At 72.5% G+C, this 12037-nt stretch carries 13 protein-coding genes; 10 read left to right on the top strand and 3 right to left on the bottom strand.

Annotated elements, in window-relative coordinates; all coding sequences use genetic code 11:
- On the bottom strand, positions 1–891 hold an 891-nt coding region (sigJ, locus tag BKI49_RS30670; RefSeq protein ID WP_095937537.1), incomplete at its 3' end, for an RNA polymerase sigma factor SigJ.
- 77 nt (positions 892–968) lie between these two features.
- On the opposite strand from sigJ, the gene BKI49_RS30665 reads away from it, so the two are divergent.
- On the top strand, positions 969–1355 hold the full coding sequence (locus BKI49_RS30665; RefSeq protein ID WP_095937536.1) for a hypothetical protein: 387 nt from the start codon (positions 969–971) through the stop codon (positions 1353–1355).
- A 60-nt stretch (positions 1356–1415) separates the two neighbouring features.
- Here BKI49_RS30665 and BKI49_RS30660 read toward each other — a convergent pair whose 3' ends face one another.
- Positions 1416–1856: a DUF6278 family protein gene (locus tag BKI49_RS30660; protein ID WP_095937535.1), complete on the bottom strand. Its 441-nt coding sequence runs from the start codon at positions 1854–1856 to the stop codon at positions 1416–1418.
- Positions 1857–2368: 512 nt separating this feature from the next.
- Here BKI49_RS30660 and BKI49_RS30655 point away from each other — a divergent pair.
- The 9 genes from BKI49_RS30655 to BKI49_RS30620 all read left to right on the top strand — a co-directional run bounded on the left by BKI49_RS30655 (position 2369) and on the right by BKI49_RS30620 (position 11768).
- Complete coding sequence (locus BKI49_RS30655) at positions 2369–3724, top strand: radical SAM/SPASM domain-containing protein (protein WP_095937534.1); 1356 nt, start codon at positions 2369–2371, stop codon at positions 3722–3724.
- A 59-nt stretch (positions 3725–3783) separates the two neighbouring features.
- The gene (locus BKI49_RS35460) at positions 3784–3942 is read left to right on the top strand and encodes a hypothetical protein (protein WP_158690554.1); all 159 of its coding nucleotides are present in this window, start codon (positions 3784–3786) and stop codon (positions 3940–3942) included.
- Between the two features lie 195 nt (positions 3943–4137).
- The gene (locus BKI49_RS30650; RefSeq protein WP_095937533.1) at positions 4138–5637 is read left to right on the top strand and encodes a coproporphyrinogen-III oxidase family protein; all 1500 of its coding nucleotides are present in this window, start codon (positions 4138–4140) and stop codon (positions 5635–5637) included.
- 4 nt (positions 5638–5641) lie between these two features.
- On the top strand, positions 5642–6358 hold the full coding sequence (locus BKI49_RS30645) for a hypothetical protein (protein WP_095937532.1): 717 nt from the start codon (positions 5642–5644) through the stop codon (positions 6356–6358).
- Positions 6355–7179 carry a class I SAM-dependent methyltransferase gene (locus tag BKI49_RS30640; RefSeq protein WP_095937531.1) on the top strand — a complete coding sequence of 275 codons (825 nt, stop codon included), beginning with the start codon at positions 6355–6357 and terminating at the stop codon, positions 7177–7179. Before BKI49_RS30645 ends, BKI49_RS30640 begins: the two co-directional genes overlap by 4 nt.
- A gap of 1 nt (position 7180) precedes the next feature.
- Positions 7181–8065: an SAM-dependent methyltransferase gene (locus tag BKI49_RS36210; protein ID WP_306453583.1), complete on the top strand. Its 885-nt coding sequence runs from the start codon at positions 7181–7183 to the stop codon at positions 8063–8065.
- A gap of 22 nt (positions 8066–8087) precedes the next feature.
- On the top strand, positions 8088–9557 hold the full coding sequence (locus BKI49_RS30630; protein ID WP_095937530.1) for an MFS transporter: 1470 nt from the start codon (positions 8088–8090) through the stop codon (positions 9555–9557).
- Positions 9541–11151 carry an FAD-dependent oxidoreductase gene (locus tag BKI49_RS30625; protein WP_179332638.1) on the top strand — a complete coding sequence of 537 codons (1611 nt, stop codon included), beginning with the start codon at positions 9541–9543 and terminating at the stop codon, positions 11149–11151. The genes BKI49_RS30630 and BKI49_RS30625 overlap by 17 nt, the downstream gene beginning before the upstream one ends.
- Before the next feature lie 59 nt (positions 11152–11210).
- A complete protein-coding gene (locus BKI49_RS30620) occupies positions 11211–11768 on the top strand; it encodes a TetR/AcrR family transcriptional regulator (protein WP_095937528.1) in 558 nt (185 codons plus the stop codon).
- A gap of 50 nt (positions 11769–11818) precedes the next feature.
- On the opposite strand, the gene BKI49_RS30615 is transcribed toward BKI49_RS30620, so the two are convergent.
- Positions 11819–12028 carry an acyl-CoA carboxylase epsilon subunit gene (locus tag BKI49_RS30615; RefSeq protein WP_095937527.1) on the bottom strand — a complete coding sequence of 70 codons (210 nt, stop codon included), beginning with the start codon at positions 12026–12028 and terminating at the stop codon, positions 11819–11821.
- Positions 12029–12037 lie beyond the last annotated feature (9 nt).

Genomic DNA, 12037 nt, shown 5'->3' with positions numbered 1-12037 from the left:
GGTCCACGCCCCGAGCTTCTCGGGATTGCGGACCGCCCAGATATGGGTCACCCGACCGCCGGAGCCGGAGAAGGCCGCCACCGTCACCGTGATCCCGGCGTGCTGGGCCACAAGGCCGGACTGACCGTTGACCGTCCGCTCCAGGAGCGTCAGACCGGGGGCCTTCTCGGCGAAGTGGGCCAGGTACTGGGCGATGCGCTCGCCGCCCTCGACCGGGCGGAGCGCGGCGCCGACCACGCCGCCGCCGTCGACCGTCATCGTGGCGTCGGGGGCGAGCAGACCGACCAGGGCCTCGATGTCCCTGGCCTCCCACGCCTGCTTGAAGTCCCGTACCAGACCGGCCTGCCCCGAGACCGGGGTGTGCGCGGCACGCACCCGGCGCCGGGCCGACGACGCCAGCTCACGGCAGGCCCCCGGCGACCGGTCGAGGATCTCGGCGACCTCCGCGAAGGGGTACCGGAAGACGTCGTGCAGCACGAACGCCACGCGTTCGGCCGGTGTCATCGACTCCAGGACGACGAGGAAGGCCATGTGCACCGACTCGTCGAGCGTGACCTGGTCGGCGGGGTCGACCGCGCGGTTGGTCCACTCCGTGCGGTCGGGCAGCGGCTCGGGCACCCATGCGCCGACGTAGCGCTCGCGCCTGACCCGCGCCGAGCCGAGCAGGTCCAGGCAGACCCGGGTCGCCACCGTCGTCAGCCAGGCGCCGGGCGAGGCGATGGCCTCCTGCTGCCGCGACGACAGCGCGTACCAGCGGGCGTACGTCTCCTGCACGGCGTCCTCGGCCTCGGCCAGCGACCCGAGCAACCGGTAGGCGATGTTGGTCAGATGCCGCCGTTCGCCGAGGACCGCGCTCAGCTCTGTGGTCACGAAGACCGTCCCCCCTGACATTTTCCGAACCTGTGTCGTCGGAATGACGCAACCGTACAGAAGATCCACTGCCACTAGGCAGGAGAGAGGACCGCATCATGGCCATCCGGACACCGGCAGTCCCGCGCGGCACCACATTCCTCCAGGTCGCGGTCGCCCTGCAGACCGCGACGATCTTCCTCCAGGCCGTCAGCGCCGGACTGCTGCTGACCGCGCACTACGGCGAGGTGATGCACAGCGTCGGTGCGCGGGTGATGTACGGCGCGTCGATGTTGTACGTACTCGCCGCGGTGCTGGCGTGGAAACCGGGCGGAGGTTCGCCCCGGCCCGTCCTGCACGCGTCGGGCTTCCTCGCCCTCGCGTCGGTGCAGGTGGTGCTGGGCATCGCACACGTACCGGCGGTCCATGTCCCGCTCGGCATCCTGATGTTCGGCCTGAGCGTGCTGGCGCTGGCGCGCCACCGGTCCGAGGCCGTCCCTTCCTGATCACGGCGCCGACCGGATCACGCCGCCCGGGCCGCGATCGGACGGCCGGGCGGGAACGGCTCAGGCCTCGGCGGCCTCGGCGTACACCTGCGACAGTTCGGGGACGCCCTGCACGGCCCAGTCGAGCCCGGCTTCGACGACGGGGATCTCGCGGCCGGAGGCAAGCCGTACCACCGGGCTGCCGCCCGACCAGACGTGCCACGTGGCCCCGGGAACGGTGCGCACCACGACGGTGCCGAGATACAGGCCCGCGTCGTTCCCCAGCCACGGCAGTGCCTCGGGGTCGTCGCGCCAGCGCGGCAGGAGCTGATCGAGCGCGGTCAACGAAGCGGGCGTGTCGTCGAGTTCGAGCCCCGCGGCCGACGCGTGGGAGCGGAGCAGCTCGCACTCCGAGAGCAGTTCGGCCACGCCCTCCGGGTCGTTCTCGAAGGCGACGGCGAGGCTCTGTCCATGCTCGTGCGGGGTGCGCCCGAGCAGTCTGTCCAAGAAGCGGATGTTCATGACCGGCCTCTCCGTGGGGTGCGATCTCCGACAGCTCCGCGTTTCCGGTATTTCCAAGAATGTATCTTGCGGCAGTTGATCACGGAATCATCTGAATCACGGCGTCGTCACTCCCCGGCCCGCACGTCTCACCGCGAGCATGGCACGCCACCGGCACCTCGCCGCCGGCCGCCGCGAAAGGGTCACGCCACCCACACCACTCGCCGACGCCCGCCGCGAGCGCGTCACACCGCTCGCCGACGTCGCCGCCGCTGCCGCCGCGAACAGGGCACGCCGCTCGCACCTCATGCCGCCGCCCGGCGCGATGGGCCCGCGTCGCCCGCACCGCCTACCGCCGCCCGCCGCGAACGCCCCGCACCCCCTCGCCCCACCCCAGCGCGACCGGCCCCGCCGGCCGTGTCCGTCACACCCTTGCCAAAGGTATTCATCCTTCGTAGAGTTCAACGCAGCATGAGTTCAACAGACGTTGACTTTCATGTTCCGCCACCCCACGACCAGGAGAGGCAGGGCCCGTGCAGAAGATTCCCTTCCAGGTGAACGAGGGCGGGATCGTCGCCCTGCTGCCGAACGGGCATGTCGAGTTCCTCGCCGCGTCCGCACGGGAGCCGATCGAGCGCCACAACTCCGGACAAGCCGTGAGCGCCGCGGAGTTGATGACGCACGCGCTGGCCGATCCGCTGGTGACGCTCGACCGGTTCCATCTGCCCGCCCCGGCCATCGCCTTCGTGGAGACGACGAACCTCTGCAACCTGCGCTGCCGCCACTGCTACGCGGACTCCGCGTTCAAGCGCCCCGACGAGATATCCACCCCGCGCATCAAGCAACTCCTCGACGAGTTCGCCGAGATGGGCGTCCTCCAGGTGTTCCTGACGGGCGGCGAGATCTTCTCGCACCGGGACGCGGTCGAGATCATCCAGCACGCCCGCAGCAAGCCCTTCAGCACGCAGATCTTCACCAACGGCCTGCTGGTCACCGAGGAGCGGCTCGCCCGGATCCCGCCCGGTCAGTCGTTCTTCATCAGCTTCGACACCGCGGACCCCGAGCGGACCGTCCGCGGCAAGATGGACTTCCCCAAGCTCCAGCACGCCTTCGAGATGATGCGCAAGCACGGGCACGTGTTCCGCACCGCCATCTCCGTCCACCGCAACAACATCCAGGACGCCGAGGAGATCTTCGACTGGTGCGCGGAGCGCGGGTACCCCCGGCCCCAGTGGCTGGAGACGCACCCGGTGGGCCGGGCGCTGCTCCACCCCGACATGCTGCTGCGCCCCGAGGACGTCGACGAGGTCTTCGAGGTCTACAAGCGCTGCATGGACCGGTACTCCGCCGAACCCGACCAGGAACCGGTCGCGACGCCCGCCGGTGAGGGCCGGCGGGCCGCCGACGAGATCCGCGGGGTGGACACCATCCAGTTCTGCCAGCGCCTGGAGCGCGCCGTGGGCCAGGAGAAGTGCGGCCGTTCGGTCGTCTACGTGAACAGCCGCGGCGACGTGTACCCGTGCAGCAACTGCATGTCGGGGCAGCTCTACCGGGCCGGCAACACCGCCGAGAAGCCGTTCGCCGAGATCTGGCGGCACGGGTTCGACGAGTTCCGCGACATCCGCTTCAGCGACCACTTGGTGTGCGGCTCGTGCCCGGTGGCCCAGGAGGACATCTGGTGCCAGTTCCGCTGCCCGCCGCTGGCCAAGAACATCACCGGCGACCCGAAGGGCTGCGGCGCCACCGAATACCTCCAGGAGTTCACGCTGCGCTCCGGGCGCTACTGGCGCGACCGCAAACAGCGCAACGTACGCCTGACCCTGACGCCCCGTCAGTCGACGTCGGCCGACCCGTCCGGCCCCACCCGACTCCCGCTCCCGACGACGTGAGCGGGCCCCTGTCCCACGGCGGCGCGACCGCTGCCGCCTCCACCGAAGGGAAGACTGCCATGCCCGAAGAGAAGAAGGTCATCCGCATCCACCTGGAGCCGGGGCAGGAGGGCGTGACCCTGAGCGCCGTCGGAGCCGCCTCGGCCACCGCTCCCGCCGAGACCCTGGTGGAGGCCACCAACATCACGGAGGCCACCGTCATCGAGGTCGAGGTCTGATCCCACGCCTTTGCCGAAGGCGACGAAGCGGTGCACCGCTTCCCGGCCCGTTGAGGGGCGGGCCGGGAAGCCCCGCCGGACGGCAGAGGCCCGCACGCCATCCGTTCCTCCCCCCGACGCGCGGGCCCGGCCCGGAGCGGGGGGACACCATGCCCAGCTCCCTGCGCGGAGCCGGCTGCAGGAGACGAGGTCGCGATGAGCAGGACGGCTGCTTCGGCCGGCACCACAGCACTGCGCCGCCCCGCCGGGGGAACCACGTCACGCCCCGGCACGGGACTCGCGCGGCTGCTCGACCAGAACCCCGCGCTGCGGATCGGTCAGGACGACTACAACATCAACGTGACGGCCAACTACGGTGACCAGCTGTCGACTTCGCAGGTCGCCGCCGCCATCCGGGACCATCCGGGAGCCGGCCGCCCCGCCCACCTCTACTTCCACGTGCCGCTGTGCGCCTACATCTGCCACTTCTGCAACTACGTCAAGCGCAAGGTCGCGGACGGCCCCGAGGGCGAGGCGGCCCCACGGATCTGGACGGACCTGCTGCTCGACGAGTCCGGCCGGCGGCTCGCCCACTCCCCCTGGCTCGCGCACGCCCCGATCGAGTCGGTCTATCTCGGCGGCGGCACCGCGTCGCTGCTCGGCACCGAACAGCTGAAGCGGCTGCTGGACCACGTACGCGCCCGCTACACGCTCGCCGACGACTGCGAGATCTCGCTGGAGGGCAACCCGGACAACTTCCAGCACGACGAGCTGGCCGAGGCCTGCGCCATCGGGTTCAACCGCTTCAGCGTCGGCGTGCAGTCCCTGCAGAGCGAGGTCAACGCGTTCGCCGGACGCGGCCACGACGCCGAGATGTCGCTGCGGGCCGTCGCCAAACTGCGGGCCACCGGCAGGCCGTTCAACGTCGACATGATGTTCGGGCTGCCCCATCAGTCGACCGCCACGGTCGCGGACGACATCCGGCGGCTCATCGACCTGGACGTCCCGACCATCACCATCTACCGCCTGCGCAACGCCGACCGGGCGAAGATGGGCATCGGCAACCGGGCGCTGTGGAACGTCGAGAGCGTCAAGAACAGGCTGCGCGAACAGCACCTGTTCCCGTCGCTCGGCGAGACGTACGCGATGCGCGAGGCCGTCGTGGAACTGCTGCTCGACGGCGGCTACCACCCGAGCCCCTGCGGTTGGTGGAACCGGCCCGGCGTCTACCCGGACGGGAACATCCCGCGGGTGTCCCGCAACAAGTGGCAGCGCCACGACTCGATGATCGCGTACGGGCCCGGTGCGTACGGCTGGCTGACCGGCGACGGGGACACCGTCGTACAGACCCACAACATCGCCGACATCTCCGGGTACGCGGCCCGGCTCAAGGAAGGCCCGGGTCTGCCGCTGGCCTCCGGGCGGCGACTGGCGGGCTACCAGGCCATCGGCATGGTGCTCGGCTTCGCCTTCAAGGCGAACCAGCCCGTCGACGCGGGCCGGTTCCGCCGGCGGTTCGGCGTCGAGCTCTTCCACGACGAACCGTTCGCGGCGGTCTTCGCCGAACTCCTCGAACGGGGCCTCATGGAGCGGGTGCCCGGCACCGCGGAGAGCATCGCCCCCACCCTGGACGGCGAGGCGCTCCACGAGGAGATCATCAGCGTCTACTTCCACCGGCGCATCGGCGGTTTCGCCGAGGCCGTCTGCCACAGGTGAGCCGATGACCGTGCATCAGCGCACCCAGTGGCACCGGGACACCGACGGGACGCGGTACCGCGCCCGCCGGTCCTTCCCCGCCGGTCCGGCCCGCGCCACCGTCCTGCTGGCCGGTCCCGGCAGCGTCTCCGTCCTGGACGGGCAGGGACGGGACGACCTGCTGCTGGAGCAGCTGACCGGCCGGCTGGTCGCCCAGGGCGCGCAGGTGCTCACCTGCGACATGCCGGTACGGGAGCCGAACTCGCCCTCCACGGAGGCCGATCAGCGCGCCCGGGCCGGCCGGCTGTCCCGGCTGCTGGCGGCCCACCGGCACCTGCCCGCCGGACCGCTCGTGCTCGTCGGCTTCTCCCTGGGCGCGCTCGCCCTGCTCCAGCTGCTGCGCTCCGGCGAACCCCGCCAGGCGGACCGTGCGGTACTGGTCGGCACGGTGATCGAGGAGGACGCCTTCCTGACCTCGCACGTCCCGTCCCTCGACCTCGTGTACGGCAGCTTCGACCTGGTGGGCTACGTGGCCGACGCCGACGACGAGACACTGCCGCCCGCCGTGTTCGCCCCGGACATGTACGGCCAGTGGTCGGCGAGCCGGCTGGTCGGGCGGCGCGCCTTCGAGGTCCGCGTGCATCTGCTCGAAGGGCTCGGGCACACCCTCCATCCCTGCGGCCCGGGCCCGTCCCGGGACGCGATCGCGGCGCTCACCGACCTGGTGGGCACCGCTCCGTGACGGACAGACGGCACACGACGCAGAAGGCGGCGCACGACATGCTCTCCAGCCAGCGATTCGACAAGATCGCCGAGAACTTCGCGACCAGCGAGGTGCATCGTTCCAGCCCCACGATGGAGGCCCTGCACGAGACGCTGGGCCCGCAGACCGGGCGTGCCGTCTGCGACGTCGCCTGCGGCGCGGGCCACCTGGGTCTGTCGTTCGCCGACGAGCTCCCCGCTCGTCTCGTCGCGGTGGACCCGGCGCCGAACATGCTGGCGTCCGTCCGCAGGCTCGCGGCGGAGCGCGGCATCACCGTGGAGACGGCCGAGGCCCCTGCCGAGCAACTCCCCTTCGCGGACGCCTCGTTCGACCTCGTGGTGTCCCGCCTCGCCCCGCACCACTTCGGTGACATGCCGAAGGCCGTGAGCGAGATGACACGGCTGCTGCGCCCCGGAGGGCGGCTCGCGGTCATCGACCTGGAGGGCCACGAGGACCCCGCCGTCGACGCGCTCAACCACGAACTGGAGATGCTGCACGACCCGACGCACGTGCGCAGCTACACCCTGGACGAGTGGATCGGCTTCCTCCAGGACGCCGGGCTCAACGTGCCGGTCGCCCGGGGTGCCCAGTCGGAGAGCCGCACCGGGGTGCCCGTCCGGCGGTGGTGCGAGATCGCCTCGTCCGGCGCGGAGGCCGAGCGGGCCATCCGGGCCCGGCTCGCCGAGGCGCCGGCGCGGTACCGGGAGGCCCTCGGTATCCGTCAGGAGGGCGAGGAGTACTTCATCCCCGTGCGCACCTGCATGGTGATCGGTGTGAAGCCGCTCGGCGGGGTGCGCTGAGATGCCAGTTATCAGGCTCTTCTCCCCGGCGCCCAGTCCCGGGGCGGACGTGCTCGGCGAGCTGGCCGACTCGGTGACGGCGCTGCTCGGGCTGGAGCGCGGTCACTGCTGGGTGTGGTGGCAGCGCCTGGAGCCGGACACCTTCCACCGGCCCGAATGGCACGCGGGCGCCGCGGCACCGGCCCCGGTCGGGTTCGTCGTGTGCAAGGAGAGCTACAGCCGGTCGCAGGTGCACCGGCTGCTACGGCTGCTCCAGGACCGCCTGGGCACCCTGCTCGACGTGCCGCGCGAGGAGATCTATCTGACCGTGCAGCGGGCCGCCGAAGGGGAGTTGCTCGTCCGGGGCCGGGTGTGGTCCCTGGGGCAGGACGCCGCGGGACTCGCCCTGGACGGCGACGACGGAAGGACTGGCATGACCGGTGAACCGATCACTGACCTGGTGCCCATCGCGCATGTGCACAACGAACGGCGCGAACTCGTCGACGACCACTGGGGGGAGGTGACGTCCGTCATCCGGCTGGACGCCGAGCGGTTCACCGCGGACGCGTTGCTCTCCCTCGACTCGTTCTCGCACCTGGAGGTCGTCTTCCACTTCCACCGGGTTCCCCCGGCCAAGGTGCAGGAGGGCGCGCGTCATCCGCGCAACAACCCGGAGTGGCCGCTGGCCGGCATCTTCGCGCAGCGCGGCAAGAACCGCCCCAACCGCATCGGGGTCTCCCGCTGCCGGCTGGTCAAGACGGACGGTCTCGATCTGCACGTTGTCGGGCTCGACGCCGTCGACGGCACCCCGGTGCTCGACATCAAGCCGTATCTGCGGCAGTTCGGACCGCGCGAGGAGGTCGTCCAGCCGGAGTGGGTGGACGAGCTGATGCGCGACTACTACTGACCAGCGACCGAGTGAGGAAGCCATGGCACAGGCAGCGGAGCGGGAGCGGCGCGGGCGGCCGCACGGCGCGGCGGCGGTCCTGCTCGTCGCGGTCTTCGTCGACGCCCTCGGCAGCGGGCTCTACATGGCCGTGTCGGTCGTCTTCTTCACCCGGTACCTGCACCTCGGCGGCGGGCAGGTGGGAGTCGGGCTCGCCGTCGCGGGCGCGGTGTCCCTCCTGTCCCTGGTGCCGATCGGGATGCTGGCGGACCGGGCCGGCCCGCGACGCATGCTGATCGTCGCGCATCTGGCCCGGGCTGCGCTGCTCACCTGCTATCCGTTCGCGTCCGCCTTCCCGGCGTTCCTGTGCGTGATCGCGCTGCTCGCGGTCGCCGACCGCGCGGCCTCGCCGCTGGTGCAGGGCCTGTTCGGTACGGCGGTCGCCAAGGAACAGCGGGTCAGGGCCATGGGGCGGGCACGGTCCCTGCAGAACCTGGGGCTCGCCCTCGGCGGCCTGGTCGCGGGTGCGGCGCTGGTACCGGACAGCGACGGCGTGTACGTGGGCATCGTGTACGCCGACTCGGTCTCGTTCGTGGTCGCGGCGGCCCTGGTCGCCCGGCTGCGGACGACGGCGGCGGCCGCGCTCGACGGTGGGCGGCCGCTGCCGTGGAAGCGGCGGTTCAGTGTGTTCCGGGACCGCCGCTTCGCTCTCCTGACCGGGCTCAACTCGGTGGTCAGCCTGCACGTCACCGTGCTGACCGCCGGTGTCCCGCTGTGGGTGCTCGCCCATGACCGCCTCCCGCGGGCGGCCATCGCCTGGACGCTGGTCCTGAACACCGTCGTGGTGGTGCTCTTCCAGGTGCGTGCCACCCGGGGCATCGAGAGCGCCGGGGACGGCGGGCGCGCGTTGCGGCGCAGCGGGCTGCTGCTCGCGGTGGGCTGCGGCGGGCTCGCCGTGACCGGGGCGGTGCCGACCCCGTTCGCCGTCGCGCTGCTGCTCGGCGCGGTCGCCTTCCAGGCGTTCGCCGAGATGCATCAGCAGGCGGGGGCCTGGGCGATCTCGTACGACCTGGCGCCCGAGGACAGCCGCCAGGTGTACCTGGCCTTCTTCGGCCTGGGGAACGCGGCCCGCAACACCTACGGGCCGCTGGTCGTGACCTTCCTGGTGGTGCGGCAGGGTGCGGTGGGCTGGCTGCTGCTCGGGGCCCTGGTGCTCGCCGCCGGGACCTGGTCCGCCCGTGCCGGCCTGTCGTCCTTCCCCTCACCCGGCGCCGGTTCCACCGGGGAGAACGCGGCTCCGGCCGCGGCGCCGTCGGCCGGCCCCGCCGTTCCGCCCTCGGCCGGCCCGGCCCTTGCGCCGTCCGCGGACCCGATCCCGGCCCCTTCCGCAACCCCTGTTCCCGCGCCGCACGCGGACCCGGTCCCGGCGCCGTCCGCAGACCCGGCCGCCGCGCCGCACGCGCCGTCATCCGTGCCCCACGTCCAAGGAGGAATCCGTGGCCATCGCTCCTGAGCAGTCCGTCATCGTCGTGGGAGCCGGGCCCACCGGGCTCGCCCTGGCGTGCGAGCTGGCCGCGGCCGGCGTGTCCTGCACCGTCCTCGAACGCCGGCTCGCGCCGTCCACGCAGTCCCGGGCGATGGGCCTGTACAGCAGGACCATGGAGGTGCTCGACCTGCGCGGTCACGCCGACGCCCTGGTGGCCCTCGGCCGGCCGGTGGGCCGGATGGTGCCGGCGCGCGGTGCCCGTGTCGACTTCGCCGAGCTGGACACCCGCTTCCCCTCCCTCAACGTGATCCCGCAGAGCCGCACCGAGGAGGTGCTCCAGCAGCGGGCCCTCGACCTCGGCGTCACCATCGAGCGCGACGCGGAGGTGTACGGCCTGACGCAGGACGGCTCCGGCGTCACGCTCCAGGTACGCACCGCCGACGGGGAGTGGGAGGAGAGCGCCGACTTCGTCGTCGGCTGCGACGGCGCCCACAGTGCCGTACGCGAGCTGGCCGGCATCGCCTTCCGCGGCCGTACGTACGACATCGCGCCGATCCTCGCCGACGTGCGGCTGCGCAAGCCGCCGCCGGACGACGTGCTCGTCGTCTCCGGCGGCGGCGGGGTGATGGTCTCGGTGCCGTACGGCGACGGGCTGTACCGGATCGCCGTGGCACGCCGCGACCGGCCCTGGACGCGGGAACCGGTGACGCTGGAGGAGCTCGGCGAGGTCCTCACGCGGGCGCTGGGGTTCGATCCCGGACCGTACGAGCCGGAGTGGCTGGCCCGGTTCAAGATCCACCAGCGGATCGCCGACCAGTACCGGACCGGGCGGGTGCTGCTCGCCGGGGACGCGGCGCATCTGCACTCGCCGCTGGGCGGGCAGGGGCTGAACCTCGGCATCCAGGACGCGGTGAACCTGGGCTGGAAGCTCGCCGCCGAGGTGCAGGGCTGGGCGCCCGCCGGGCTGTTGGACTCGTACGAGACGGAGCGCCGGCCGCAGGCCGAGCGGATTCTCGCGGCCACCGACCGGGCCACCCGGCTGGCCACCACCTCGTCCCCGCTGGTGACCGCGCTGCGCCGTGCGGCGATGGCCAGGGCCCTTTCCCACCGGCGGATCCGGAAGGCCGCCGGCGAGGCGATCTCCGGGCTGCGGACCGGGTACGCGCGGCGCGGGGCGTCCGGCGCCCGGCTGTCCGTGCGGGCGGGGCAGCGGGTGCCCGACCTCACCGTGCCGCGCGCCGGAGGTGCTCCGGTGCGGCTGTACTCGCTGATGCGCGACGGGCGGTTCCTGCTGCTCGACCTCGGCGAGGACGGGCGGTGCGCCGCGGTGACCGAGGCGTGGGGGTCGCGGGTCAGCCCGGTGCGTGTCGGCGCCCCACTGCCCGAACTACCCGGTGTGGGCGCCCTGCTGGTGCGCCCTGACGGCTACACCGCCTGGGTGGACGGGACGGGCGACGCCGACGGGCGCGAGGGGCGGATGCGGTCGGCTCTGCACGAGTGGTGCGGCGAGGAGGGACCCGCGCCGCAGCCGGCGGCCCGCGAGGCCGGCCGGGCGGGCGCCGCAGCGCCCGGTGCGGCGACGGCCGCCGAGCAGGAAGCCTCGCCCGTCGAGCAGGCCTGAGGGCGCAACGCCCGGTCCCGCCGGACGGTGGGGCCGGGCCCGGGTGAGGGAGGAAGGCCGTGGTGACAGTTCGTTCCCAGCGGACCCGCGAGGCGATCCTGTACGCCGCTCGCGTGCACTTCGCGGCCGACGGGTACCAGCGGGCGACCATACGGGCCATCGCCGCGACGGCGGCCATCGACCCCTCGATGGTCATGCGGTACTTCGGGAGCAAGGAGCGGCTGTTCGAGGCCGCCCTCGACGTCGATCTGGGCCTGCCCGACCTGACGGGCACGCCGGTGGAACGGCTGCCGCACGCCCTCGTCGCGCATTTCCTGGCGCCGTGGGAGCAGGACACGGCCGAGGGGTCGCTGCGCCTGCTGCTGCGTTCGGCGGCCACCAACGAGCGGGCCGCGGAGCGGCTGCGCAGCGTGCTGCACGAGCAGTTCACCAGCAGTCTGACCGGTGTGCTGGGCGTGGAGCGGGCGGCGGCCGGCAGCGGACTGGTCGCCGCACAGCTGCTGGGGGTGGCCTTCGCGCGGTACCTGCTGCGGCTCCAGCCGATCGCCGAGTTGTCCGTGCAGGCCCTGGCCGACCTGGTCGCCCCGTCGATGAGGGCCGCGCTGGCCGGTCTGTGAGACATGGGGAAGGGGCCCGACGCCGACGGCGTCGGGCCCCTTCCCCTGTGTCAGCTGCGCCAGCTCTGCGGCGAACGGTAGGACGCCGGGCGGTCCCAGAGGGGGACGACCGGCGCGACCGGCACGGGCGGTGCCTCGTCGGCGGCGGGCGTGGCCCGGGCCAGGAGGACCGCGGTCAGGGCGGCCAGCTCCTCGGCGGGGAGCGCGCCTCCCCTGACCACGCGGACGAGGGGCGCTGCTGTTTCGGTGGCTGTGGTCATGACGCTCCT

Origin of the sequence: Streptomyces sp. Tue6028 (genome assembly GCF_002300165.1) — a bacterium.
GTDB classification, from domain to species: Bacteria; Actinomycetota; Actinomycetes; order Streptomycetales; family Streptomycetaceae; genus Streptomyces; species Streptomyces siamensis.
Note: the sequence above shows the minus strand (reverse complement) of the source record. Positions and strands in the feature narration are given on the sequence as shown.